Source organism: Streptomyces sp. NPDC049040, assembly GCF_043197715.1.
Classification (GTDB): Bacteria; Actinomycetota; Actinomycetes; order Streptomycetales; family Streptomycetaceae; genus Actinacidiphila.
In genome coordinates, this window is record NZ_JBICTO010000002.1 from 506,547 (window position 1) to 531,532 (window position 24,986).

Sequence of the window (24,986 nt, forward strand, 5' to 3'; positions counted from 1 at the left end):
GGCGTCAGGAGTGCCGTGCGGAGCACCCTCCGCGGGGTGCCGGCGGGGCGTCCGCCGGGCCGCCCGCTTGGACGCGATGAGAGCCACCGGCGGGTGCCGGAGGAGGCGTCCGGCATATTCGTACGGCGCGGCGCCCTTCCCGACGGCCCCGCCGTAAGGGACGCTCGCGTATAAGGAACGACCGGCAGGGGAGGCGCACAGTGGTGGACGCACACCAGACCTTCGTGATCGTCGGAGCGGGGCTCGCCGGGGCGAAGGCCGCGGAGACCCTACGCTCCGAGGGTTTCACCGGCCGGGTGATACTGATCGGCGACGAACGCGACCACCCGTACGAACGGCCCCCGCTGTCCAAGGGGTATCTGACGGGCAGTGCGGAACGCGACTCCGCCTTCGTGCAGGAACCCGGCTGGTACGCGGAGCACGACGTCGAGCTGCACCTCGGGCAGCCCGTGGTGCACCTGGACAAGGACACCCGCACGATCACCCTCGGCGACGGCTCCACCCTGATCTACGACAAGCTGCTGCTCGCGACCGGTTCCGAGCCGCGCCGGCTCGACATCCCGGGCACCGACCTGGCCGGGGTGCACCACCTGCGGCGCCTCGCGCACGCGGACCGGCTCAAGCACGTGCTGAAGAGCCTCGGCCGCGAGAACGGCCACCTGGTGATCGCAGGGGCGGGCTGGATCGGCCTGGAGGTGGCCGCCGCGGCCCGCGGCTACGGCGCAGAGGTGACGATCGTGGCACCGGACCCGACGCCGCTGTACAAGGTGCTGGGGCCCGAGCTGGGCGCCGTCTTCACCGACCTGCACGCCGAGCACGGCGTCCGCTTCCACTTCGGCGCGAAGCTGACCGAGATCACCGGCCAGGACGGCATGGTGCTGGCCGCCCTCACCGACGACGGCCAGGAGCACCCGGCGCACGACGTGCTGGCCGCGATCGGCGCGGCCCCGCGCACCGCGCTGGCCGAGGTCGCGGGGCTGACGCTGGTCCCGCGGGAGGAGGGCGACGGCATCGCGGTGGACGCTGGCCTGCGCACCTCGGACCCGCACATCTTCGCGGCCGGCGACGTCGCCAACGCCGAGCACCCGCTGCTCGGGGGCAGGCTGCGGGTCGAGCACTGGGCCACCGCCCTGAACAGCGGCCCCGCGGCCGCCCGCGCCATGCTCGGCCGCCAGGTCTCCTACGACCGGATCCCGTACTTCTTCTCCGACCAGTACGACCTGGGCATGGAGTACTCGGGGCACGCCGTTCCCGGCTCCTACGACCAGGTGGTGTGCCGCGGCGACGTCGGAAAGCGGGAGTTCATCGCCTTCTGGCTGCACGAGGGCCGGGTGCTCGCCGGGATGAACGTCAACGTCTGGGACGTCACGGAGCCGATCCAGCAGCTGATCCGCTCCGGCCGCAGCCTCGACCCCGACGCGCTGTCCGACCCCTCGGTCCCGCTAACCTCGTTCCTGGACTGACCAGGAAGGACACCCGACATGCCCGTTTCGCGCACCGCCGTCGTACCCGTCGAGGAGATATTCGCCCTGCGGTGGGCGGTGCTGCGGACCGGGCTGCCGCGGGAGACGGCCGTGTACCCGGAGGACGCCCGGCCGGAGACCTTCCACATCGCCGCCTACGACGAGTCCGGCACCGTCCAGGGCTGCGCCACCTTCTTCCCTGACGCCCTCCCCGGCGAGGCCGCGCCCGCGTACCGCTTCCGTGGCATGGGCAGCGCGCCCGAGGTGCGGGGCGAGGGCTTCGGCGCCGCCGCGCTCACCGCGGGGCTGCGCGAGTGCGCGGCCCGCGGCGCCGCGCTGGCCTGGTGCAACGGCCGCACCTCGGCCACCGGCTTCTACCGGCACCTGGGTTTCACCGTCAGCGGCGAGGAATTCGTCATCGAGCCGAGCGGCCCGCACTACGTCTTCGTCACCAAGGACCTGGACCGGGCCGACCGCACCCGACCGTGACGTCGGAAGCTGTCCGAGCCGAGCCGTAGACTTCACGGGTGGCAGGCAGGATCAGGGACGACGACGTGAAGGCGGTACGGGACGCCGTCCCGATCGACGCCGTCGTCTCCGAATACCTCCAGCTCAAGAACGCGGGCGGCGGCAACCTCAAGGGCCTGTGCCCCTTCCACGACGAGAAGTCCCCGTCCTTCCAGGTCAGCCCCTCCAAGGGCCTCTTCCACTGCTTCGGCTGCGGCGAGGGCGGCGACACCCTGGCCTTCGTGATGAAGGTCGACCACCTGTCCTTCACCGAGGCCGTCGAGCGGCTCGCCGGCCAGGCCGGGATCACCCTGCGGTACGAGGAGGGCGGCCACGTCCCCGGCCGCCAGCAGGGCGAGCGGATCCGGCTGGTCGAGGCGCACCGGGCCGCCGCCGCCTTCTTCGTGGAGCAACTGGGCGGCGCCGAGGCCGAGATCGGGCGGAAGTTCCTGGCCGCCCGCGGCTTCGACCAGGCCGCCGCCGAGCATTTCGGGGTCGGTTACTCGCCCGCAGGATGGGACCACCTGGTGCGGTTCCTGCGCGGCAAGGGCTTCTCCGACAAGGAGCTGATCACCGCGGGGCTCGCGCTGGAGAGCCGCCGCGGCGGGGCCATCGACCGCTTCCGCGGCCGGCTGATCTGGCCGATCAGGGACATCACCGGCGAGGTGATCGGCTTCGGCGCCCGCAAGCTGCGCGAGGACGACCAGGGGCCGAAGTACCTGAACACCTCGGAGACCCCGCTCTACCGCAAGTCCCAGGTGCTGTACGGCATCGACCTGGCCAAGAAGGAGATCGCCAGGACCGGGCGCGCGGTCGTCGTGGAGGGCTACACCGATGTGATGGCCTGCCATCTGGCCGGCGTCACCACCGCCATCGCGACCTGCGGCACCTCCTTCGGCGGCGACCACATCAAGATCCTGCGCCGCCTGCTGATGGACAACGCCACCTCCGAGGTGGTCTTCACCTTCGACGGTGACGAGGCCGGGCAGAAGGCGGCGCTGCGGGCGTTCGAGGACGACCAGAAGTTCGCCGCCGAGACGTCGATCGCGGTGACCCCGGGCGGCATGGACCCCTGCGAACTGCGGCTCGCCGAGGGCGACGCGGCGGTGCAGCGGCTGATCGACGGGCGCACCCCGCTGTTCGCGTTCGCGCTGCGCTCCATCGTGTCGCGCTACAACCTGGACACCGACGAGGGCCGGGTCGCGGCCGTCGACGCGGCCGTCCCCGTGGTCGCGGCGATCAAGAACCAGGCGCTGCGGGACCGTTACGCGATCCGGCTGGTCGGCATGGCGGGCATCGGCAGCCAGGCCGAGGAGCAGTCGATGATCCGCCGGGTGCGGGCGATGGCCCGCGCCCGTGCGGCGGGCGGCGGCAGCACCGCGGGCCGCCCCGACTACGCCAGGCGACCGGACGCGAGGACCGAGCGCCGCCCCGGCGACACCCCGCAGCAGAACGCGCCGCGCGGGCCCCGCCTGGACCTGCGCAGCCCGGCCCACCGGGTGGAGCGCGAGCTGCTGAAGCTGGCACTCCAGTATCCGGCGCTGGTCTCCCCGGCCTTCGACGCCTACGGCGAGGACGAGTTCACCGGGCCGCCCTACGTGGAGGTGCGCCGGGTGATCGCCGCGGTCGGCGGGGTGGAGATGGCCGACGCGGAGTTCCTGGTCCGGGTGCGCGAGGCCGCGCCCGACGACACCGTGCGGATGATGGTGACCGAACTCGCGGTCGAGCCCGTGATGCACAAGGCGCCGGAGTTCTACGCGGGCGAGGTGCTGGTCCGGGTCCGGATGCTGGCAGTCGAGCGCCGGGTCGCCCAGGTGCACGCCACCCAGGCCCGGCTGACCGCCCAGGGAGTCCCGCCGGACGCACCCGAGGTGACGGCGGCGCTCGGCGAGCTGTGGGCGCTCCAGCAGTACGGCCAGCGGCTCCGCGAGCAGGGCGCGGCGGCGCTGTAGGCCGCCCGGTGCGGGGGAGTTCCCCGTTCGTCGGCACCGGCCCCACCGCGGGTGCCAGACTGACGCCGGCCGCTCTTCACGCCGGGGGTGTCCGCCGGCAGTCCTGCCTCCGGAACGGCGAGCGCTGCGGGATGGGTGCGATCGTCATGTCGAGTAATCAGTGGGCCCGGGTCCTGACCCGCGTCTCCCTGGTGATGCTGGTCCCTGTCGCGGTCTTCGCCGGCGTCACCGGCCACCCGTGGGTGGCGGCCGGTCTCGCCGTCGCCGCCCTGACATCGGTTCCACGCGCCCTGTAGACGCCGGGTGGGATGCCCTGGGGTGAGCGTGTCGGGGCGAACGCGAAGCGTAACGAAAAACGAAAAAGCAGCCGCACGACCCTCGTGGCATCGGCCCTGCGTGGGCCACACTGGGTGACGGCCCAGAGCCCGCCTTGGCTCCTTCCGAGCCTTCTCCGAGCCCTCTCAGAGCCCAATGTCGCGCTCACCGCGGAGGTCGCTTCCGTGCAGACGCAAACCCCAACGCAGGGGCAGATCCCGGTAGTGGTCCCGGTGCCGTCCGGCCGCCCGGTCCTCGCACCCGTCGCCCTGGACACCGAAGCCGCAGGCCATGCCCGGGTGCCGGAGCAGCGGGCGGAGTCGGAACCGCCGCTCGGCGGCGGCCCCGACGAGGCGGCGCCCTTCGAGCCCGACCCGGCGGAGGCCGACCCGTTCGCGGCAGAACCGGCGGTACGGCGCCGGCCGCGCGCCGACCCGACAGGACCCTCCGCCGACCTCTTCCGGCAGTATCTGCGCGAGATCGGCCGTATCCCGCTGCTCACCGCCGAGCAGGAGGTGGAGCTCGCCCGGCAGGTCGAGGCTGGGCTGTTCGCCGAGGAGAGGCTGACCGCCTTCCCCGACCTCGACTCGCAGCTCGCGGTCGACCTCGACTGCGTCGTCGTGCAGGGCCGCATGGCCAAGCGGCGCCTCATCGAGGCGAACCTGCGCCTGGTCGTGTCGGTGGCGAAACGTTACGTCGGACGCGGCCTGACCATGCTCGACCTGGTCCAGGAGGGCAACCTCGGGCTGATCAGGGCGGTCGAGAAGTTCGACTACGCCCGCGGCTACAAGTTCTCCACCTACGCCACCTGGTGGATCCGCCAGGCCATGTCCCGGGCGCTGGCCGACCAGGCCCGGACGATCCGCGTCCCGGTCCACGTCGTCGAGCTGATCAACCGCGTCATCCGCGTCCAGCGCCGGCTGCTCCAGGAACGCGGCTACGAACCCAGCGCGGAAGAGGTCGCCGCCCAGCTCGACATCACCCCGGAACGCGTCTGCGAAGTCCTCCGCCTCGCCCAGGAACCCGTCTCCCTGCACGCCCCCGTCGGCGAGGAGGACGACGTGTCGCTCGGCGACCTCATCGAGGACGGCGACGCCGCCTCCCCTGTCGAGTCCGCCGCCTTCATGCTGCTGCGCGAACACCTCGAAGCGGTCCTGTCCACGCTGGGCGAGCGCGAACGCAAGGTCGTCCAGCTCCGCTACGGCCTCGCCGACGGCCGCCCCCGCACCCTCGAGGAGATCGGCCGCCTCTTCGGCGTCACCCGCGAACGCATCCGCCAGATCGAATCCAAGACCCTCGGCAAACTCCGCGACCACGCCTTCGCCGACCAGCTCCGCGGCTACCTCGAATAGCCCGCCCCGGGGGCGGAGCCGACCCGACCTGAAGTCCCGTCACGGCTCCTGCCATTTCCGTACGAGTGCAGGTCACAGGTCGTCGGGCAGCAGCCTGAACGCCTGATGGCCGGTGAGCGGGCGAACCGCCCGGAAATCCCGGCGGTCCAAGGTGAGCACCGACGCGGTTTCGTAGGCTTCGCCAAGAGCGACGTTGACCGCGTCGGTCAGGTCGAGACCGAGCGATCCGTACCGGTCCTGCACCCCCCTGGCCTTGCGCAGCAGATCCGCGGTGACCTCGGGGATGACGACCCGCAGAGTGCGTTCCTGCTTGAGGAGCCAGTCGTTGACCGCATAGGCGGCCTTGCGGTTGACGTTCCGGGTCGTGATGTGGTCGATCTCCAGCACGACCAGCGGCGAGACCACGGTGGCCGACGCCTGGAGCAGCGCCTTGCGGGCTGCCGAGTGCTCCGGGTCGGATACGTTCAGGGCGGCGACGAGCCCGGAGGTGTCACCGATGACGATCAACGCTCGTCCACGACCGACTCGATGACGGCCGACGCGATGTCGTCGTCCGAGACCGGGCCACCGAAGTCGAGTTCGGGGATGTCCCACTCCTCGTCCCAGCGACGGCTCCTGAGTGCCGCGATGTGGAAGGCCTCGCGGAAGTACTCCGCCTCCGGGCGCCCGTCCCGCTCGGCGGCCCGCTTGATCGCGAGGAGGTCCTCCTCCTCGACCATCACTGTGGTCTTCTTCAGAGCCATGTGGTTATGGTACCTCCGCCATAACAGTCACCAAGGGACCTACCGGCTGCCCGCGCGGGCCGGGATGCGGCGGTCGAGGACCGTCGTCAGGAGCACCAGGACGCCGATGCCGGCGATGACGTACGAGACGCCGTGGAAGCCCGCGTCCTGTGAGGCAGGTGCCCTCCCGCCCGGGGGCCGACCGAAGGGAAAGCCACCATGAACAGCGTCCGCATCGAGAGCGCCCACGGCGGCACTCTGATCCCCGCCGAGCGCATCACCGCCATCGAGGTCGTCGGCGGCACCCTGGTGGCCCACGTCCCCTCCATGGGCGGCGGGTTCGTCCTCGCCGAGGGCGACCCGCACGAACTGTCCGACGCCGCCCGCGCGCTGATGCCGGGCATCACCGGTCTCGGCGAGGGCGACCACGTCGTGCGGGCCGCCCGCTCGTCCACCGGCATCGGCTGGGACGTGACCACGCACGACGAGAGCGGCGAGGAGTCCGGCGGCGGGGGCTGGGCGGCGGTTTCGTCGTCCCAGCCCGGCCTCAAGCCCCGCCGCGACCACTGATCCGGATCGCGCTAGCGGTCCGCGCGGGCCGGGATGCGGCGGTCGAGGACCGTCATCAGGAGGACCAGGACGCCGATGCCGGCGATGACGTACGAGACGCCGTGGAAGCCCGCGTCCGTCGCCTCGTCGCCGAAGGCGATCGCGATCAGGCTGGAGGAGAAGATCGCGCCGAAGTAGGCGAAGGTGCGGTAGAGGCCGGAGGCGACCGCGATCTCGGAGCCGGGCGCCTGGACGTAGAGGGCGGCCTGGTTGGCGTAGCCGCTGAAGCCGTTGGCGAAGCCGAAGAGCATCGACATGCCGAGCAGGACCAGCACCGGCGACGTGTGGGTGATCAGCAGCATCACCGCGCCGGTCAGCACCAGGGAGATCCCGGTCAGGATCAGCGGCCACCGCACCCAGCCGCGCCCCGACACCAGCCGCGCGACCACGACGCTGACGCCGGACAGCGGCAGCAGGATCAGCCCCACCTGGGACGCGCTGTAGTGCGCGCTCTCCTCCATCCACTGGCTGGTGCCGTAGAGGGCCGTGTAAGTGCCGAGCGAGACGAGCGCCTGGCGGATGTACGTACGCAGCAGCCGCTGGTTGCGGCCCAGCATCCGTACGTCGATCAGCGGGCTGGGTGTCCGCCGCTCCCACCTCACCAGGGCCGCCCCGAGGACCGTGGTCACCGGCACCAGCCACCACGTGGGGGAGGTGAGGTCGGACAGGAAGAGCAGCAGGCTGACGATCGTGCCCGCGAACAGCGCGATGCCGGGCACGTCGACCGTCGTGAACAGCGAGCCGTGCGAGCCCTTCGCGGCCGGCCGGTCCGGCGCCACCCCGATCAGCGTGAAGACCAGGGTGACCAGCGCCAGCGGCACATTGACCAGGAAGATCGCCCGCCACCCCCACGCTCCGGCGAGCAGTCCGCCGAGCGGCAGCCCGACGACGATCGTGACCTGCGAGGCGATCGAGAAGTTGCCCAGCACCCGGCTGGGCACCCCGGTGCCCATCTCGTCCGCCCGCTTCCTGACCAGCGCCATCGCCGTCGGATACGCGGCGGACGTGCCGATGCCGATCAGCGCGCGCGACACCAGCAGGAAGCCGAATGCCGGGGCCGCGGCCCCGATGACACCGGCCACCAGCAGTATCGCCACGCCGGACAGGAACACCCGGCGGGCGCCGAAGACGGCGGCCAGCTTGCCCATCGTGGGCTGCGCCACCGCGCTGCACAGATACAGCACGGAGATCAGCGAGGCCGTGGTCCCGGGACCCTTGTGGAAGTCGAGCCCGATCCCGACCAGGCCGGTCGCGATCATCGAGCTGTTGATCGGGTTGAGCGTCGAACCCAGCAGCAGCGGGCTCACGAAGCGCGGCCCGAAGGGCTTCACGCCGGCTTCCGCGCTCGGTGCCGTGGTGTCGGTGCGGGTCGTGGGGGTCACGATGTGGCGGCGAGGGCGTCCAGGACGTCCCGGGTCGTACCGGTCTCCGCGATCCGCGGGAAGAGCCGCACTGTGCTGTGCTCGTGCTGCCCCATGTCCCGGTCGGTCATCGCGTCGACGGGCAGCGTGACGTGGAAGCCCTGCTCGTGCGCGTCCCGGGCGGTCGACTCGACGCCGCCGCTGGTCGCGATCCCGGTGACGACCACCTGGGTCACCTCGAGGTCCCGCAGCCGCTCGACGAGCCCGGTCCCGGTGAAGGCGCTGCGGGCGTACTTGGTGACCAGCAGGTCGTCGGGCTGCGGGTCCAGCTCGGGTATCAGCTCGGTCCAGCCGTCGGGAAAGGCAAGGGTGCGTACCCCGCCGTCGGTCCGCCCGCCTGGCGTCCCCGCGACGTTCACGAGCACGACCGGCAGCCCGCGCTCGCGGAACGCCCGCAGCAGGTCGGCCGTCCGTGCGACGACGTCCTCCGCGGGGTGCGCGAGGGGGAGGCCGACGACGCCCTTCTGGAGGTCGATGACGATCAGGGCGGAGGTCGGGTCAAGGGTGGTGACGGGCATGGTGAACCCTTCGGTGGATCGGGTGCGTACGTGTGGAAGCCGCCAGGCCGGGGCAGGCCTCGGCAGTCCGGCTCAGGTCAGGGCGACTGCGCCAGCCGCCGCAGCAGGTCGGCGGTCGAGCCGAGCCCGGAGATCTCCTCGGCGGTGAGGGTCGTCTCGATGGCCCGCGTCAGCCAGTCCTCCTTCGCGAGCCGCCCGGTCCTGAACTCCTCGCGAGCGGCCTCGGTGAGGCTCAGCACGGTCTTGCGCCCGTCCTTGGGATCGGGCGAGCCGCTGATCAGCCCGGCGCTCTCCAGCGCCCCGACGATCTTCGCCATCGACTGCGGCCGTACGCCTTCGGCACGGGCCAGCGCGGTCGCGGTGGCGGGCCCGTCCCGCTCGATCCGCAGCAGCACGGACGACTGCGACCGCGTGAGGTCGGCCCCGTCCGTCTGCTCCCGCAGCCGCCGCAGCAGCTGCGCGAGCGCGACCCGCAGCTCACCCGCGAGGGCGGCGGTGTCGGGCTCGGGCGCTGCCGGCTGTCCGTTCATGCTTCAACCGTAACGCTTACCCAGTCAACTGTACAGCTGGCTGTCTATCTCGACCTCAGGCGGAGAAGTCGCCCGACTTCACCGCGGTGACGAAGCCGGACCAGGCGGCCGGGGAGAAGGACAGGGCGGGGCCGTGCGGGTCCTTGCTGTCCCGGACGGGGACCTCGCCCGTCGCCGCGACGTGGGAGGGTGCCCACTCGACGCACTCGCCGCCGTTTCCCTGGCTGTAGGAGCTCTTGTGCCAATCGCCTGCGGGGATCGAGAAGTGGGTCATGAGTAGTGATCCTTCACGATGGAGTCGATCAGCTCGGCCGACTCGTCCGGTGGCTGGGCCGTTGCCTTGATCAGATCATAGGCATCTTGAGCCGCCGTCACATCACTTGCGTCCGCCAGGACGTACCCGCGGGGGAAGCCGTCGGCGTGCACGACGTCCGCACCTTCGTTGAACGACAGCACGCCCCACGGACTGGTCGCGCCGTACAGGTCGGCCTTCCCGCGCAGGATCTGCACCCGGTGCTGTGGGGTTTCGGCCACCTCTCGCAGACGTGCCAGTTGCTGTCGCATCACTGCCGATCCGCCGACCGTGTTCGTCAGGACCTCCTCCCTGAGTACCAACCACAGTCGGACCGGTTCGTCCTTCCGGGTCAGGATGCGCTGGCGTTCCATGCGGGCCGTGACCAGGGCTTCCAGATTGGTGTGGCGGCCACTCCGCAGCACCGCCCGCGCGTAGTCGGGCGTCTGGACCAACCCCGGGAACAAGTGCGGGTGGAACATCCGCACCACCGTCGCCTTCCACTCAAGCTCCGCGTACGGCCGGAACCACGGCGGGAAGGCGTAGCGCAGCGCCAGTGGCCAGAACCGCTCGAAACGGCCGTTGGCGTACGGGAAAACGGCGTCGCAGGCGCGTGCGAAGTCCAGCGTGGGAACACGGTCGCCCACCTCGATCTTCGCGACCAGCGAGTAGCTGCAGCAGGCGATCTTGCCCAGCTCCGCCCGGGTCATGCCCAGCCGCTCCCGTTCGAGCCTGACCTCGGAACCGAAGTAGCGGAGCGGGGAGGCGGTGGGGTCGGCGTTCCCGGTGGTGGTCTCGGCGTCGACACTCACGGCGGGCCTCCCAAGGGGGCATTGGACGGGTGCGGTGGTCCAGTCTGACGCTCTATCACTCAGCGTTGCTGGACGACAGCCTAGGAGTAGCCGAGGAGGCATGGGAAAAGAACGGGAAAGGTCCATCGATGGGAAGCGAGATCGGGGCGGCGAACGACGAGCAGGTCGTACGCCGTTGGCCCAACTCCGCGCGGTCGGTGCCGCGCGCCAGGCGGGAACTGCTGGACACACTGGCGGCGTGGAAGCTGCCCGAGCTGGAGGACACGGCCGTCCTCGTCCTCTCGGAGCTGGTCACCAACGCCGTGACGCACGCGGGCAGTCCGCGCGGCCGCGAGATCGAGACCCGCTTCTTCCGGCTCTCCGACGGCCGTGTCCGCATCGAGGTCCACGACGCCGGCGACCACCGGCCCGTACTGCGCAGGGCTGCCGACAGTGACGAGGGCGGCCGCGGGCTGCTGCTGGTCGACGCGATCACCGGCCACCAGTGGGGCGTCAGCAGCCGGGCCGGTGTCGGAAAGCTGGTGTGGGCGGTGTGCGCGGCACCGTCCTGACGGAGGTCAGGGCTCCAGCACGATCCAGGTGCGGCCCGGATGCAGCGGCAGCGTATGCCCGTCCACGGTGTACGCCGTGCCGTCCGCCTCCGCCGGGCGGTCCCAAGCGGCTGCGTAGGAACGGCCGTTGCGGAGAATCTGGGCCGAACCGTGGCCGACGGTCTGCGAGAAGGGGACGAAGCCGGTACGGCTGTGGAAGTCGGACTCCTTGACGGTGACGTGCTGGATGATGACATTGTCGGCTGTCCAGGGCGACGTCTTGCCGTCCATGGCGACCTTGTACCGGGAGCCGTTCCAGGTGAAGGAGAAGCGGGCCGCGGGCATCTTCGCCGTGGCGTTCGTGGCCGCGGTGCCGCCCGGCGGAGTGGCGGCGGCGAACCGCAGGCCGATGTCCTTGGCGGTGCCGCCCTTGTCGGCGGGCTTCTGCGGGTGCAGGAATTCGTTGTGCGGAGCCGGGTGGTCGTGGGTGCGGAAGAAGTCCTTCGTGCCGGTCACCGCGGTGACGTCGTCGCTCTTCTTGAGCACCGGCAGCAGCGCGCTCTGGGCACCGGAGAAGGCCAGCGCCGGCTTGTCGTACTGGGCCAGCAACTGGAGGTCCGTCTGCCGGGCGCTGCGGACCGGGCCGACGACCGGCGGCAGGTGCTTGCTGTCGTAGACCGCCATCAGCCGGGACAGGCCGCCCTCGACCTCCATGGCGTAGACGATGTCCGCGTCGTTGAGCCCGGTCTGCGGCCGGGCGGCGGGCACATTGTCGATCTTCACAGCCAGGACGTGGCCTGCGGAGCCGGGCTGCCCGGTCAGGAACGACCGCGACGCGGTGCCGCTGCTCGTACTGGTGGCGCCGCCACCGCCGCCACCCCCTCCGCCGTCGGCACCCGTACACCCGGCGACCAGCGCCAAGGCGACCACCGCCGCCCCCACGGCACCCGCACCCAGCGCTCGCCGTCTGCTCATCGCCGCTCCCGGTGTCCGGCCGACCTCATCCCATAGTGCGCCCGCACGCCCCGGAAGTCCTGTCGTGCCGGGCGGGAAGCCGTAAAAACGTGGGAACGGCTGGGCCGGGACAGGCGTCCTCTCGTACGGAGCCCGCCGCTTGGGTAGTGTCGGGCGTCACATGCCAGGGGGCCGCGGGCGGGGCGCATGGTGACTGCGCCGATGAGTCCGGTTCGACGGTTTCCGCCGAACGAAACGGGAGTCTGTTGACCATGCGCGCACCAATCGCGCTCGCCGCCACGTGTGTGACCGTCTCCGCCGTCCTCCTCCTCACCGCCTGCGGCGGGGACTCGAAGAACGACGGCGACAAGATCACTGACGTGAGCACCGGTAAGGCCCCGTCGTCGGCCCCGGCCCCGACGACGACCTCGGCCTCGCCGTCCGCGTCGGGGGTCGCGCGGCCGACGATCACCCTTCCGGCGGACGTGAAGGATGTCTTCGAGGGCGGGACGACGGGTGACGCGGTCAAGGACGCCATCCTCGCCGACAACCAGGGCTTCGTCATGGCGGTCGACGACGGGTTCGTGAAGGGTTCCGGGACCACCGATGCCCTGGTCTTCTACAGCACGGGCAAGGGCCTGACGAACTCGATCTCCTATATCAACGACGCCGCGAAGCAGGGTTTCACCCGGACTGGGACGATCCGATACTTCGACCGCAAGGTTGCGATCCTGCCGAACGGCCACGCGTCGGTCATCTACTGCTCCGACGAGAGCCAGGCTTTCCTCAAGCACCGTTCGAGCGGGAAGGTCGACAGGAACGCGCCCAGCGCACAGAGCTACGTGCTCTACAACACCAACCTGGTGAAGAACGCGCAGGGCGTCTGGCAGACGAACAACATAACTTCCCAGCGGGGGGCGAAACAGTGTCAGCCGTGAGACGGCAAAAACGGACCTACCTTGTTGCGGCCTCGGCGGCCTTCCTGACCTTACTGACGCCAAGCATCGCCCACGCCGACCTCACCGGCAGCTCCACCAACGGCGACGCCGACACTCAGGACACCGACCAGCCCGACATCTCCGCCACCGCGTGGGTCCGGTTCAACACGGACAAAAACGGCAGCTCCTCCAACGGTTCGCCGACCGGTTCGCTCAAGCCGACCGGCAACTGGTCGCCGCCGCCCTGCTGGTACCGGCCGACGTACACCCCTGCCCAGTTGAAGGCCTCGTCGGAGACGGTCTGGGGAGAGCAGTCGCCCAGCTGGGAGTGGATCTCCAAACAGAAGGCCTACTACGCCGACGGCGAGCCGTACACCGACTTCAACATGGAGAACGCCGACAAAGGATATTGGTGGTCGGGTTACTCGCCGAAGGAGAACGGCGGGGTGAAGGGTGCAAACGATTGCAACGACCCGCCCTTCTGGGTCGACAAGGGCGACCCCCCGCCCCCGGGCCACCAGAACGCCGTCACAGCCGACGTCCTGGCCCAGCTGGCCTACCGGAGGATTCTCATACCCACCGGCGCGGCCGCGGTCAACCCGCCCGGTTCGCAGGCGGTGCGGATTCCGACCTGGGTGTGGCTCGACCCCGCGGTCTTCCACCCGGTCTCGGTGACCGCCTACGTCACGGACTACAACGTCACGGCGACGACGACGGCGGAGCCGGTGAGCATCCACATCGACCCGGGTACACCGTACGCCCAGACCTTCCCGGCGTCGGGTGACTGCACGGGCATAGGCACCGCGTACAACCCGGGGGACGAGGGGAATCCGCCCTGCGGCGTGGTGTACCTGAAGGACACGGACGGGGCTTCGTTCCAGATGACCGTCACCGTCACCTGGAAGATCACCTGGGTGGGCACCGGCCACCCCGACCCCCAAGGGCTCCCCGCCGGCACCTTCCCGCACGACCAGGACGTCATCGTCCGGGAGATCCAGAGCATCAACCGCTGACGGAGTTGGTAACGTCACAGCCAAAACAGCCGAAGAGGTACGGATGACGTGACGGTCAACGAGGGGGAGTCGCTGCGCCTGTACCGAAAGGCGTTGCGGTACGCGGAGACGGACCCGGAAGTCTTTCTCGGTGCGGCAAGAAGAGCAGCGGAGTCGATCCTTTTGGACATCGCCATGCATGAGGCAGTCGGCTCCAGGCCCACCCTGGAGTCGCTGCTGACCGTACTGGTGGCCAAGGGCCTGGTCCCGCCGAAGGTCGTGCTGGCCGTGCGCACCATTCAGAACTACGGGAATTACGGGACCCACGCGCAGGCGGGGTCCGAGGAGGAGATCTCCGCCGAGGACGTGCAGCCGTGTCTCACGGCGCTCACCCAGTTGTCGGTGTGGCATGGCCAGGTCACCATGTCGCTCGCCGAGCACGAGGCCCGGGAGGAGCTGGGCAGCGCGCGGGTCGGCCGTGGCACGACGCGTATCGCCGACTCGACACTGATCGTGGTGAAGGCCGTCCTGCTGGGCTGCCGGTTCGAGCGCTACCTCGCACAGCGCAACCACCGGGTGTCCCATCTGCAACTGCCCTGGTCGGACAGCCTGGTCAGCGATATCGCACAGCGGTACCTCGACCTTGCCGTCTACAACGAGCAGCGGTTGCTGCGGATCCTGGAGGCCGACGAGGCGACCAGATCCCGGGTGGTGACGGTGGGCAGGGTCGGCTACTCGATGGGGGGCCGCAACTTCTACCTGCTGGCGGCGCGTGCGGGGCGATGGGGGAAGGTGACCGGCGCGGAGTTCCTGGCGAATCCCGCTGGAGCCCAGATCGCCGTCCCGAAGCAGAGCGACATGTTCCACAACATCCTGAGCGCGTTCTCGACCGACGAGGCAGGCCTCAGCGAGATGGGGGTCCGGATTCTCGACGTGCCACACCATCTCGGCCTGGAGCTGTTCCATCTCAACCGTGATGTCCTGGCCGTCGGCGGGCAGAACTTACGGATGCACGCACGCGACGACGACGCCTACTTCGAACTGCTCGATTCGGAGATGCTTCCGCGAAGCGCGCAGACTCGACTGCGGGCGGCGGCGGCGAACGTTCTGATCGCCAACGTCGACTGGCTCGCCGAGTTGCAGGTGGGCGCAGGGGAATTGCACCGGGAGCTTATGCGCTCCTTCCACGACGTGGCCTCGGACGAAGAACGTTACGAGGATCTGGTCCGGGATCTGGTGCGGCACGCGACCTTTCCCCAGGAGAGTAGCTCGCACAGCCGGGAGCGGCTGGTGCGGCATGTCCTCTTTGAGAGCTACCGGCTGGGGGAACCGTGACACAGACAGGAGGGCACCCATGACCAGATGGCTCGGCGTTGCGCTGCTTCCGCGTGCGGACCACCTGCGGTCCGCGATTCGGGTGCAGCAGGAGGTGGCCGGTGGGCACACTTTGCAACCGCCGCTGACGCCCGAAGGCAACCTGCCGCACACCACCGTCTTCCAGGGGCCGTTTCTCGACACGCTGGAGCCGGACGTCGAGCTGGATCGGATCGGCGGGGCGCTGAGCCTCCCCGAGGAGATCCGGCTCCATTCGACCGGCGTCGTCTACCAGCCCACCGGATGGGTGTTCCTCTCGCTGGAACGGCCCCCCTTGCTGGAGAAGCTGCAGGACGTCGTCGTCGGCGCGCTCGCACCGCACCTCGACCGGGATGCCTTCGACACGGCCAAGGAGGTCTCCCGATTCACCGACAATGAGCGCACCAGCTACGCCCGTTACGGCTACCGCTACACCGGTGAGGCCTACACCCCACACATCACCCTCGGCCGTACCGAGGAGCAGGCCGCACAGGCGCTGGTACGCGACGCGGCCGCGCGGTCGTCGGTGCCTGCTGCCTGGATCTTCGATCGGCTGAGCTTCTATGTGATGGGTGAGCACGGCGCTCACGCGCAGACCCTCGTGGAAAGGGCGCTGAAGCGGACGTGAGAGCGGATCGTGAACTCCTTGCCGTCGCCGAGGAAGCCGTCGATGCCGGTGCCGACTGGCTCGGCCGGGCGGGGGAGGAGTGGGCGAGGAAGCGCTTCAAGGCGTCGGGTGAGGAGGTCACCGACGCGGATGTCGAGGTCGAGAGACTGGTGACCGGTGTTCTTCGCAGCCGCACGCCTGATGTGCCGGTCGTGGGGGAGGAGAGCGCCGACGGCGCGCCCCTCCCGTCCCGGTGCTGGTTGCTCGATCCCATCGACGGCACGATGAACTTCGTCCGGCAGGGGCCCATGTACGCGCTGTCCCTTGCGTTCGTCGACCGTGGGAAACCGGCTCTCGGCGTGATCCACGCTCCGGCCCTCGGCCGGCGTTGGACCACCGGGTCCGGTAGCGGTGGGCCGCAAGCATCCGGAGTGGGGGAACTGTCACGGGCGATCGTGGGCATCACCGGCACCGGCTCCGGGACCTTCGTCGGGGCCGCGGCACTGACTGGCCTGCTGCACGACCGGGCGTACCGCATCAGGATGCACGGTGCCATGAGCCTGGACCTCGCCGGAGTGGCTGAGGGATGGCTCGACGCCTGCGTGTGCGTCGGACCGAGACCGTGGGACGTCGCGGCAGGTACCGCCCTTGTCCGGCAACGCGGCCTGGCCGTCCTGGGGGGAGGCGGCCGTCCCTTCGACTGGGACTCGCCGGTGCTGCTGGCCGGCCCGGAGCCCGTTGCTCGCCTGCTCGCGGACCTGTGGGATTCGCTGGACGCCCACACGAACTGAACTCGTGTCCAGACACCGGTGGGGGGACGGCACATGGCACATCTGGAGCGTGCATCAGGCTGTGTGATCTACGAGATCGGCCTGGGTACCGATCCGTCGTGGCAACCGGGACCGGTACCGGTCCGGCTCCCGGCGCGCCCGGAATCGGCCGATAGGGATCTGCGGCTGACCTATTTCGAGACGCGGCTGTGCGATGTGCTCTACGGCTCGGCATCGATACCCGTCCGCTGGCACCGCATGTACGACCCGCCGCGGCGGCTGGCCGGGGCGGACATCGGGAGTGTGGAGGTCCTGCGGATGCCCCTGGCGGGAGGTGACCTGGGCCTGGCCATCCTGCACGCCGACCTGCGGGACGATCCGGTCGCCGGGTTGGAGGCGTTGTCCCGGCTGGCCGCCCCGACCGCACCCGGCGGGGAGCGGGCCCTTCTCACCGGTCTGCTGCCGGTCGGCGCGAGCCTGCTGCCACGATCGGTACGGGCACGGACGGTGGCGCACGTGACCTTCAGCGGCGGTCCCGTCCATGCAATGTCCGCTGCCTACGCCGGGTGGACACCCGTGGAGCAGTGGCTCTGGCTGCTGGCCTCGGCCACCACGGAGGCGCGCTTCGCGCCCGATCCCGAGGATCCCGCCATACGCTCCGGCACGGTGTACTTCTCTGCGGACTGGAAGGCCCTCGTCCTGCGGGACGGCACAGCCTTCGTCGGCACGTCTCCCGACCCGGGCGGCGACTGCTTCCACGCGCTGGCCAGAGCACACGTGCACAGCATCTACCTGGACGCGCTGGTCGTCGGCTGCATGCAGCTCCACGCGCTCAACGACGTTGCGAACCGGGTGGCAGGCGTGGACGCCGCCCGGCTCGACGCGGAGCGTCTGGCCGAGCTCGAACACCGCCTCATGCACGTCAGGCGGCAGCTGTGGTCCGGCCACATCACCGTGCGAGGCAAGGGCAACGAGGTGCTGCGGCAGTTCCAGGCGCAACACGCGCTGCCTGCACTGCTGGACGGCATCGTCAGCGAACTGGCAGACGCGGGGCGTCTCGTGGAGGCCGTGACGAACCGCAGCGTGAACGCGGCGCTGGGGCTGCTGACCGTCCTCGGGCTGCCGGTCGGCGCCGCCTTCGCCGCCGCGGGGCTGTGGGGGGATCCGAGCCCCCGCCTCCTGCTGCTGGCAGTGCTGGCGGCGGCGGCCGGATCCGCGCTGATCGTGGCGGTCGTGCCGCCTGCCAGGCAGATGCTGCGGACCCTGTGGCGCAGGCGTCCACGGTGACGGCCTGGCGTGGCGTCAGTCGACCTCCGCCACCGCCTGGGCGAACTGGGCCGCGTACAGGCGGGCGTAGGCCCCCTGCGAGGCCAGGAGCTCGTCGTGGGTGCCCTGTTCCACTATCGCGCCGGACTCCATCACCAGGATCACGTCGGCGTCGCGGATCGTGGACAGGCGGTGGGCGATCACGAAGCTCGTCCTGCCGTGGCTGAGCTTGGCCATCGCCCGCTGGATCAGGACCTCGGTGCGGGTGTCGACCGAGCTGGTCGCCTCGTCCAGGACCAGGATCACCGGGTCGGACAGGAAGGCGCGGGCGATGGTGATGAGCTGCTTCTCGCCGGCGCTGACGCCGCTGCCCTCGTCGTCGATGACGGTGTCGTAGCCGTCGGGGAGAGTGCGGATGAAGCGGTCGGCGTGGGCGGCCCTGGCCGCCGCCTCGATGTCGGCGGCGGTGGCGTCCTCCCGGCCGTAGCCGATGTTCTCGGCGATGGTGCCGCCGAAGAGCCAGGTGTCCTGGAGCACCATGCCGATCGAGGAGCGCACCTCCTCCCTGGACATCGTGGAGACGTCGGTGCCGTCCAGCGTGATCCTGCCGCCGGACACCTCGTAGAAGCGCATCAGCAGGTTGACCAGGGTGGTCTTCCCCGCGCCCGTGGGGCCGACGATGGCGACCGTGTGGCCGGGCTCCACCGCAAGCGACAGGCCGTCGATCAGCGGCTTGTCCGGGTCGTAGCGGAAGGACACGTCCTCCAGGGCGACCCGGCCGGTCAGTGCGGCGGGGCCGCCCAGGGTCTTCGGGTCCTTCGACTGCTCCTCGGCGTCGAGCAGTTCGAAGACCCGCTCGGCCGAGGCGACACCGGACTGGATGAGGTTGGCCATGCTCGCTACCTGCGTCAGCGGCTGGCTGAACTGCCGCGAATACTGCACGAAGGCCTGGACGTCGCCGATGGACAGCGCGCCGGAGGCGACCCGCAGACCGCCGACGACCGCGACCAGCACGTAGTTCAGGTTGCCGATGAACATCATCATCGGCTGGATCGTGCCGGAGATGAACTGCGCCTTGAAGCCGGTGTCGTAGAGCGCTTCGTTCTCCTGCCGGAAGGTCTCCGCGGACTCCTCGGCCCGGCCGAAGACCTTGACCAGGGAGTGGCCGGTGTACATCTCCTCGATGTGCGCGTTCAGCTGGCCCGTGGTCTTCCACTGCTGCACGAACTGCGGCTGCGCCCGCTTGCCGACCCGGGTGGCCACCAGCAGCGTCACCGGCACGGTGACCAGTGCGACCAGGGCCAGCAGCCAGGAGATCCAGAACATCATCGCCAGCACGCCGACGATGGTCAGCAGCGAGTTGATCAGCTGGCCCATGGTCTGCTGCATGGTCTGGCCGATGTTGTCGATGTCGTTGGTGGCGCGGCTGAGCACCTCGCCGCGCGGCTGCTGGTCGAAGTACGACAGCGGCAGCCGGGACAGCTTCTCCTCGACGTCGCGGCGCAGCCGGTAGACCGTCCGGTTGATGACGGTGGTCGCGGTCCGCGCCTGGACCACGCTGAAGAGCGCGGCCACCACGTAGACCCCGAGCGCCAGCAGCAGCACACCGCCGATGGCGTGGAAGTCCATGCCCTTGCCGGGGGTGAAGTCGATGCCCGAGAGCATGTCGGCGACCCCGCCCTTGCCGTGCGCGCGCAGGGAGTCGAGTGCCTGGTCCTTGGTGGTGCCTGCCAGTTGCCTGCCAATCACGCCGGCGAAGATCAGGTCGGTGGCGTGGCCCAGGATGCGCGGCCCGGTGACGGCGAGCGCGACGCTCACCGTGCCCATGGCGAGGACGACGTAGAGCAGCACGCGGTCGGGGCGCATCAGGCCGAGGAGGCGCTTGAGCGAGCCCTTGAAGTCCATCGAGCGCTCGATCGGGCCGCCGCTCATGAAGCGGGCGGGCCCGGCCATGGGCGCCGGGCCGCGCCGTGGGACGGCCATCGGCTTGCCGCCCGGTCCGCCCGGCCCGCCGGGGGCCCCGCCTTTGCCGCCGGGGGCCCCACCTTTGCCGCCGGGGGGACCGCCGGGTGCCCCGCCCTTGCCGCCCTGGCCGCTCATGCCGCGGCCTCCTGCTCGGTCAGCTGCGACAACACGATCTCCCGGTAGGTCTGGTTTCCGGCCATCAGCTCGGTGTGGGTGCCGGTGCCGACGACCCGGCCCTCGTCGAGGACGACGATCCGGTGCGCGTCGCGGATCGTGGACACCCGCTGGGCGACGATCACCACCGTCGCCTCCGCGGTCTCCGCCGTCAGCGCGCGCCGCAGCGCCGCGTCGGTGGCGTAGTCCAGCGCGGAGAAGGAGTCGTCGAAGAGGTAGATCTCCGGGCGCCGCACCAGCGCCCGCGCGATGGCCAGCCGCTGCCGCTGCCCGCCGGACACATTGCTGCCGCCCTGCGCGATGGGGGCTTCGAGGCCGCCCTCCAGCTCCTCGACGAAGCCCTTGGCCTGCGCCACCTCAAGCGCGTGCCACAGCTCCTCGTCGGTCGCGTCCGGCTTGCCGTACCGCAGGTTGGAGGCCACGGTCCCCGAGAAGAGGTACGGCTTCTGCGGGACGAAGCCGACCGTTCTGGCCAGCAGCGCCGGGTCGATCTCGGCCACGTCCTCGCCGTCGACCAGCACCCGGCCGCCGGTCGCGTCGTACAGCCGCGGGATCAGGCCGAGCAGGGTGGACTTGCCGCTGCCGGTGGAGCCGATCACCGCTGTCGTCTCGCCGGGCCTGGCCATCAGGTCGACGCCCCGCAGGACCGCGGCCTCGGCGCCGGGGTAGGCGAAGTCGACGTTGAACAGCTCCAGCTCGCCGTGCCGCCGCAGTGTGGTGATCGGCGCCTTGGGCGGTACGACGCTGGACGCGGTGCCCAGCACCTCCTCGATGCGCTCGGCGCACACCTCGGCCCGCGGCACCATCATGAACATGAAGGTGGCCATCATCACCGACATCAGGATCTGCATCAGATAGCTGAGGAAGGCCGTCAGCGCGCCGATCTGCATGCCGCCGCTGTCGATCCGGTGGGCGCCGAACCACAGCACCGCGACGCTGGAGATGTTCACGATCGCCATGACCGTCGGGAACATCAGCGCCAGCAGCCGCCCGGTGGCCAGCGACACCTCGGTGACCTCGTCGTTCGCGCGGCCGAAGCGCTGCTGCTCGTAACCGTCCTTGACGAAGGCCCTGATCACCCGGATACCGGTGATCTGCTCGCGCAGCACCCGGTTCACCGTGTCGACCCGCTTCTGCATATTGCGGAAAAGCGGGCGCAGCCGGCGGATGATGAGGCTCACCGCGATGCCGAGCACCGGCACCACGGCCAGCAGCAGCGACGACAGCGGCACGTCCTGGCCGAGGGCCATGATGATGCCGCCGAAGCACATGATCGGCGCCGAGACCATCATGGTGAAGGTCATCAGCACCAGCATCTGCACCTGCTGGACGTCGTTGGTGGTGCGGGTGATCAGCGAGGGTGCACCGAACTGCCCGACCTCGCGCGCCGAGAAGCTCTGCACCCGGTCGAAGACGGACTTCCTGAGGTCCCGGCCGACCGCCATCGCGGTGCGGGCCCCGTAGTAGACCGCGCCGATCGCGCACACCACCTGCACGACGGTCACGCCGATCATGGTGGCGCCCATGCCCAGGATGTAACCGGAATCACCCTTCACCACGCCGTTGTCGATGATGTCGGCGTTCAGGGTGGGCAGGAAGAGGGCCGCGATGGTCTGCACGAGCTGCAGCGCGACCAGCAGGCCGATGGGGCGCTTGTACGGTCCCAGATGGGACCGCAGGAGTCGGATCAGCACACTGACTACCTCGGGTCGGTCGGCTCGGGCAGGGCGGGGCAGCGCGAGGACGCCACTGGCGCAGGACGCCGGAACATGTCCTTTTTACCGCTAGGACGCCGGGCCGCCGCTCAGGGTTGAGCCGCATGGCCCGGCACCTCGCCGCGCTCGCTCGGGCCGGGCCCGGCCCCGACCGGCGCGCAACACTACCCTCGGCCATCACCGCCCCGCACGCGATTAAAGCGAGGCAAAGGCTCCCGGGTGGGTGTGCTCGCGCACCGCGATGTACTGCGCCCGCACCGCCGAGCCGACCGCCGTACCGCCGCCGCCGTTGCCTCCCGTGCCGCCGTGGCCGCCGGGGCCCGAGCCTTCGGGGCCGGAACCGCCGGGACCCGTGCCCTCGGCCGGCTCGTCGTCGGCCGGGTCGAGCAGCCGGGCACCCGGCATCGGCCAGTGCGGCGGCTCGCTCTGCGACTGCGAGCCCAGCACCGCGCCCAGCGACCAGGCCGCCTGCCGGGCCGCGCCGATGGCCGCGTACTCGGCGGCGGGCGGCACCACGACCAGGGTGCCGAAGAGGGCCGGGGCCAGCGCCTGCACCGCGGGCAGTTCGGCGGCCGCGCCCAGCAGGAAGACCCGGCGCACCTCGACGCCCTTGTTGCGCAGCACGTCCAGCGCGTCGGCGAGGCCGCACAGCATGCCCTCGAACGCGGCCCGCGCCAGGTGCTCCCGCTTCATCGAGTCCCGCCGCAGCCCGGCCAGGGTGCCCGCGGTGTGCGGCAGGTCGGGGGTCCGCTCGCCCTCCAGGTACGGCAGCAGCACGAGGCCGTACGCCCCGGGCGTCGACTGGAGGGCCAGGTCCGAGAGCCCCGGCAGGTCGGTGCCCAGGAGCTCCGCGGTGCCGCGCAGCGTGCGTACCGCGTTGCGCACCTGGACCACCGGGAGGTGGCGGCCGGTGGCGTCGGCGAAGGCGGTGACCGTCCCCGTCGGGTCGGTGAGGGCCTCGTGGTGCACCGCGAAGACGGTGCCTGCCGCGCCGAGCGAGACCACTGCGTCGCCGGGACCGAGGCCCAGGCCCAGGGCCGCGGCCATGTTGTCGCCGGTGCCGGCCGAGATCAGCAGGCCCTCGGGGGTCTGGCCGGCGGGCTCCGCGGGCGCCAGCACGTCGGGCAGGGCCACCTGGTGGCCCAGGGCCAGCTCGACCAGGTCCTTGCGGTATTCGCCGGTGGCCGCCGACCAGTAGCCGGTGCCGGACGCGTCGCCGCGGTCGGTGGTGCGGCGGGTCGGCTGGCCCAGCAGCTGCCACACCAGCCAGTCGTGCGGCAGCATCACCTCCGCGATGCGCTTGGCGGCGGCGGGTTCGTGCTGCGCCAGCCAGCGGAGCTTCGCCACCGGGTACGCCGCCTGCGGCTGCGCGCCCACCGCCTCCGCCCAGCCCGCGGCCCCGCCCAGCTCGTGCGCGAGGTCGGCGGCCTGCGCCTGCGCCCGGTTGTCCCCGCGCAGCAGCGCGGGGCGTACGGTCACGCCGCCGGCGTCCAGGGCGAGCAGCCCGTGCTGCTGCCCGGAGATCCCGATCGCCTGCACACCTTCGAGCACCCCGTCCTTGGCTGCCTCGCCCAGCGACAGCAGCCACGCCTGCGGGTCGATCTCGGTCGGCTTCTCACCGTCCGGCACCTGGTGGGGTGCGTACCCCTGCCGCAGGACCTCACCGGTGTCGGAATCGCATACGACGACGGTGGTACCCGCGGTGGAGTTGTCTATACCGGCCACTTTGCCCATGGGGGCGATGATGCCGTACCCGGGACCCCTCGCGCCTCACGGTTCGGCGTCGGCTGCGTCAGGTGTTCGAAGTGCCCCAGTCGTCGTCGGGACCGCTGCCGTTGCGCATCGACCGCACCTTGTCCGCCAGGGCGTCGGGCAGCCGCGGTCCGACCTTCGCCGACATGGTGTCCGCGGCCTTCACCGCCGCGGTCCTGCTCTGCTGGGCGGCGCTCTCCGCGGCATTGCGCACCGCCGGATTCTGCGCGAAGCGCTGCGCCGCGGCGACCAGCTGGTCGTACCGCTCACGGCCCGCCCGTGCGCCGACCACGAAGCCGAAGGCGGCTCCCACGATGAACGTCAGCTTGTAGCGCATGGCTCCACCATTTCCTCGTCGGACTCGTCGCGGGGGACGTCGCGCCTGCTCGGCGCCTACCCTCCGCACCCGGACGACAACCCCGGGAGGAATGGTTGGCGGAGCACCCCCTCACTTGCGCTAATGTATGTGTCGCAGCGAGAGCGCGCCTTCCGGGACCATCCCGGCGGGTGCATTCGGTGCACGCAGAGCGATCCCCTGTAGCTCAATTGGCAGAGCAGCCGGCTGTTAACCGGCAGGTTACTGGTTCGAGTCCAGTCGGGGGAGCTCGGTCCCCTGTAGCTCAATTGGCAGAGCAGCCGGCTGTTAACCGGCAGGTTACTGGTTCGAGTCCAGTCGGGGGAGCGCCGGATCAGGACCCCCTCAGGGGTCCTTTTTCATGCCCGCGGGAACCATCCGCCCGCCCCCGCAAGTCCACCTGATGACGCGTCTGTGACCCACGAGGGCGACAGATCGTATGAGCAGCTATGCTGCGGCAGACGGCGCGCACGCCACGCCGTACGGGGCGGTAGCTCAGCCGGTTAGAGCAGCGGACTCATAATCCGCCGGTCGTGGGTTCGAGTCCCACCCGCCCCACCGAGCGGGTCCACCGGCATGCCGCGGTCGACCCGCGTCAGCTCCGCGCCGGTCGCCTTGGCGAAGGGAAGATCCTTCCCTTCGCGGGAGCCGGTGAGCCCGGCCGTTCCGCCGAGGCCCTGAGGGGCTCGCCGTTCCCGCCGTCTCCGGCTCCGCTCCACCCTTTGGCCGCGGAGCCGTTCTCGTCTGCCAGGGCAACGGCATGCGCAGGCAGCAGACAGCTGACAGCACGCAGGGCCGGCCGTGTCCGCCGCGAGGCGGGGACACGGCCGGCCCGTGAGAGGGGGGCGTGGGGCAGGGAGTCGAAGTCCCGTCGAGTGGTCGCCCCGCTCCCGCTCAGAAGAGCAGGTTGTAGATGTCCCAGTCGGGTCCGATGAGTGTGCGTGTTCCGAAGGGTGCCGCGGCTTTGCCTGTGCCGGGGTAGAGCCAGAGGCCGCCTCCGCTGTCGCGGGTGACGATGTCGGCTTTGCCGTCCCCGCTCACGTCGCCGGTGCCGACGATGGTGTCGAAGATGTTCCAGTCGGGTCCGATGAGTGTGCGTGTTCCGAAGGGTGCCGTGGCTTT

25 protein-coding genes, 3 tRNA genes and 1 pseudogene are annotated in these 24,986 nt (G+C 70.6%); 16 read left to right on the forward strand and 13 right to left on the reverse strand.

Features of this window, described 5'->3' with window-relative positions:
• Positions 1-200: 200 nt before the first annotated feature.
• The 5 genes from ACGFMP_RS07135 (at position 201) to ACGFMP_RS07155 (ending at position 5,589) form a co-directional block, all read left to right on the forward strand.
• Complete coding sequence (locus tag ACGFMP_RS07135) at positions 201-1,463, forward strand: NAD(P)/FAD-dependent oxidoreductase (protein ID WP_393670834.1); 1,263 nt, start codon at positions 201-203, stop codon at positions 1,461-1,463.
• Positions 1,464-1,481: 18 nt separating this feature from the next.
• Positions 1,482-1,952, forward strand: coding sequence for a GNAT family N-acetyltransferase (locus ACGFMP_RS07140; protein WP_393670835.1), 471 nt, complete (start codon positions 1,482-1,484; stop codon positions 1,950-1,952).
• A gap of 38 nt (positions 1,953-1,990) precedes the next feature.
• A complete protein-coding gene (gene dnaG / locus ACGFMP_RS07145; RefSeq protein ID WP_393670837.1) occupies positions 1,991-3,922 on the forward strand; it encodes a DNA primase in 1,932 nt (643 codons plus the stop codon).
• 146 nt (positions 3,923-4,068) lie between these two features.
• Positions 4,069-4,218 carry a hypothetical protein gene (locus tag ACGFMP_RS07150; RefSeq protein ID WP_393670839.1) on the forward strand — a complete coding sequence of 50 codons (150 nt, stop codon included), beginning with the start codon at positions 4,069-4,071 and terminating at the stop codon, positions 4,216-4,218.
• Positions 4,219-4,332: 114 nt separating this feature from the next.
• Positions 4,333-5,589 (forward strand): sigma-70 family RNA polymerase sigma factor, encoded by a 1,257-nt coding sequence (locus tag ACGFMP_RS07155; protein ID WP_393670840.1) that lies wholly within the window; start codon positions 4,333-4,335, stop codon positions 5,587-5,589.
• A gap of 72 nt (positions 5,590-5,661) precedes the next feature.
• Here the strand turns inward: ACGFMP_RS07155 and ACGFMP_RS07160 are convergent, their stop codons facing one another.
• Both ACGFMP_RS07160 and ACGFMP_RS07165 read right to left on the reverse strand, forming a co-directional pair.
• Positions 5,662-6,096: a PIN domain-containing protein gene (locus tag ACGFMP_RS07160; protein WP_393670841.1), complete on the reverse strand. Its 435-nt coding sequence runs from the start codon at positions 6,094-6,096 to the stop codon at positions 5,662-5,664.
• A complete protein-coding gene (locus ACGFMP_RS07165; RefSeq protein WP_393670842.1) occupies positions 6,093-6,332 on the reverse strand; it encodes a CopG family transcriptional regulator in 240 nt (79 codons plus the stop codon). The genes ACGFMP_RS07160 and ACGFMP_RS07165 overlap by 4 nt, the downstream gene beginning before the upstream one ends.
• A 198-nt stretch (positions 6,333-6,530) precedes the next feature.
• Between ACGFMP_RS07165 and ACGFMP_RS07170 the strand changes: the two genes are divergently transcribed.
• A complete protein-coding gene (locus ACGFMP_RS07170) occupies positions 6,531-6,881 on the forward strand; it encodes a hypothetical protein (protein WP_393670843.1) in 351 nt (116 codons plus the stop codon).
• Positions 6,882-6,892: 11 nt separating this feature from the next.
• On the opposite strand, the gene ACGFMP_RS07175 is transcribed toward ACGFMP_RS07170, so the two are convergent.
• The 5 genes from ACGFMP_RS07175 to ACGFMP_RS07195 form a co-directional block, all read right to left on the reverse strand.
• Positions 6,893-8,302 (reverse strand): MFS transporter, encoded by a 1,410-nt coding sequence (locus tag ACGFMP_RS07175; protein WP_393670844.1) that lies wholly within the window; start codon positions 8,300-8,302, stop codon positions 6,893-6,895.
• Positions 8,299-8,859: an isochorismatase family cysteine hydrolase gene (locus ACGFMP_RS07180; protein WP_393670845.1), complete on the reverse strand. Its 561-nt coding sequence runs from the start codon at positions 8,857-8,859 to the stop codon at positions 8,299-8,301. The genes ACGFMP_RS07175 and ACGFMP_RS07180 overlap by 4 nt, the downstream gene beginning before the upstream one ends.
• Before the next feature lie 77 nt (positions 8,860-8,936).
• Positions 8,937-9,389 (reverse strand): MarR family winged helix-turn-helix transcriptional regulator, encoded by a 453-nt coding sequence (locus ACGFMP_RS07185; RefSeq protein WP_393670846.1) that lies wholly within the window; start codon positions 9,387-9,389, stop codon positions 8,937-8,939.
• A 55-nt stretch (positions 9,390-9,444) separates the two neighbouring features.
• Positions 9,445-9,663, reverse strand: a complete 219-nt coding sequence (locus ACGFMP_RS07190; protein WP_393670847.1) for a DUF397 domain-containing protein — start codon at positions 9,661-9,663, stop codon at positions 9,445-9,447.
• Complete coding sequence (locus ACGFMP_RS07195; RefSeq protein WP_393670848.1) at positions 9,660-10,493, reverse strand: Scr1 family TA system antitoxin-like transcriptional regulator; 834 nt, start codon at positions 10,491-10,493, stop codon at positions 9,660-9,662. Before ACGFMP_RS07195 ends, ACGFMP_RS07190 begins: the two co-directional genes overlap by 4 nt.
• Before the next feature lie 128 nt (positions 10,494-10,621).
• Here ACGFMP_RS07195 and ACGFMP_RS07200 point away from each other — a divergent pair, with 128 nt between their 5' ends.
• Positions 10,622-11,044, forward strand: a complete 423-nt coding sequence (locus tag ACGFMP_RS07200) for an ATP-binding protein (protein ID WP_393670849.1) — start codon at positions 10,622-10,624, stop codon at positions 11,042-11,044.
• A gap of 6 nt (positions 11,045-11,050) precedes the next feature.
• Here the strand turns inward: ACGFMP_RS07200 and ACGFMP_RS07205 are convergent, their stop codons facing one another.
• The gene (locus tag ACGFMP_RS07205; protein ID WP_393670850.1) at positions 11,051-11,998 is read right to left on the reverse strand and encodes a DUF3048 domain-containing protein; all 948 of its coding nucleotides are present in this window, start codon (positions 11,996-11,998) and stop codon (positions 11,051-11,053) included.
• Positions 11,999-12,249: 251 nt separating this feature from the next.
• Between ACGFMP_RS07205 and ACGFMP_RS07210 the strand changes: the two genes are divergently transcribed.
• The 6 genes from ACGFMP_RS07210 to ACGFMP_RS07235 are packed head-to-tail and all read left to right on the forward strand — an operon-like array spanning position 12,250 to position 17,924.
• Positions 12,250-12,915, forward strand: a complete 666-nt coding sequence (locus ACGFMP_RS07210) for a hypothetical protein (RefSeq protein WP_393670851.1) — start codon at positions 12,250-12,252, stop codon at positions 12,913-12,915.
• Positions 12,912-13,928 carry a hypothetical protein gene (locus tag ACGFMP_RS07215; RefSeq protein ID WP_393670852.1) on the forward strand — a complete coding sequence of 339 codons (1,017 nt, stop codon included), beginning with the start codon at positions 12,912-12,914 and terminating at the stop codon, positions 13,926-13,928. The genes ACGFMP_RS07210 and ACGFMP_RS07215 overlap by 4 nt, the downstream gene beginning before the upstream one ends.
• A 48-nt stretch (positions 13,929-13,976) precedes the next feature.
• On the forward strand, positions 13,977-15,242 hold the full coding sequence (locus ACGFMP_RS07220; protein ID WP_393670853.1) for a DUF4145 domain-containing protein: 1,266 nt from the start codon (positions 13,977-13,979) through the stop codon (positions 15,240-15,242).
• Between the two features lie 19 nt (positions 15,243-15,261).
• Positions 15,262-15,888: a 2'-5' RNA ligase family protein gene (locus ACGFMP_RS07225; protein ID WP_393670854.1), complete on the forward strand. Its 627-nt coding sequence runs from the start codon at positions 15,262-15,264 to the stop codon at positions 15,886-15,888.
• Positions 15,885-16,658, forward strand: coding sequence for an inositol monophosphatase family protein (locus ACGFMP_RS07230; protein WP_393670855.1), 774 nt, complete (start codon positions 15,885-15,887; stop codon positions 16,656-16,658). The genes ACGFMP_RS07225 and ACGFMP_RS07230 overlap by 4 nt, the downstream gene beginning before the upstream one ends.
• A gap of 33 nt (positions 16,659-16,691) precedes the next feature.
• Complete coding sequence (locus ACGFMP_RS07235; protein ID WP_393670856.1) at positions 16,692-17,924, forward strand: hypothetical protein; 1,233 nt, start codon at positions 16,692-16,694, stop codon at positions 17,922-17,924.
• Between the two features lie 15 nt (positions 17,925-17,939).
• On the opposite strand, the gene ACGFMP_RS07240 is transcribed toward ACGFMP_RS07235, so the two are convergent.
• From ACGFMP_RS07240 to ACGFMP_RS07255, 4 genes are all read right to left on the reverse strand, one after another.
• On the reverse strand, positions 17,940-19,856 hold the full coding sequence (locus tag ACGFMP_RS07240) for an ABC transporter ATP-binding protein (protein WP_393671362.1): 1,917 nt from the start codon (positions 19,854-19,856) through the stop codon (positions 17,940-17,942).
• A 143-nt stretch (positions 19,857-19,999) separates the two neighbouring features.
• Entirely contained in the window at positions 20,000-21,736 is a 1,737-nt protein-coding gene (locus ACGFMP_RS07245; RefSeq protein WP_393670858.1) for an ABC transporter ATP-binding protein, read from the reverse strand.
• 216 nt (positions 21,737-21,952) lie between these two features.
• Positions 21,953-23,491 (reverse strand): FGGY family carbohydrate kinase, encoded by a 1,539-nt coding sequence (locus ACGFMP_RS07250; RefSeq protein WP_393670859.1) that lies wholly within the window; start codon positions 23,489-23,491, stop codon positions 21,953-21,955.
• A gap of 58 nt (positions 23,492-23,549) precedes the next feature.
• On the reverse strand, positions 23,550-23,846 hold the full coding sequence (locus ACGFMP_RS07255; protein ID WP_393670860.1) for a YtxH domain-containing protein: 297 nt from the start codon (positions 23,844-23,846) through the stop codon (positions 23,550-23,552).
• Between the two features lie 194 nt (positions 23,847-24,040).
• Between ACGFMP_RS07255 and ACGFMP_RS07260 the strand changes: the two genes are divergently transcribed.
• From ACGFMP_RS07260 to ACGFMP_RS07270, 3 genes are all read left to right on the forward strand, one after another.
• Positions 24,041-24,113, forward strand: a tRNA-Asn gene (locus ACGFMP_RS07260).
• Positions 24,114-24,118: 5 nt separating this feature from the next.
• Positions 24,119-24,191, forward strand: a tRNA-Asn gene (locus ACGFMP_RS07265).
• Between the two features lie 157 nt (positions 24,192-24,348).
• A tRNA-Ile gene (locus ACGFMP_RS07270) sits at positions 24,349-24,422 on the forward strand.
• 336 nt (positions 24,423-24,758) lie between these two features.
• Here the strand turns inward: ACGFMP_RS07270 and ACGFMP_RS07275 are convergent.
• Positions 24,759-24,986 (reverse strand): annotated as a pseudogene (locus ACGFMP_RS07275) (hypothetical protein); the annotation flags it as partial.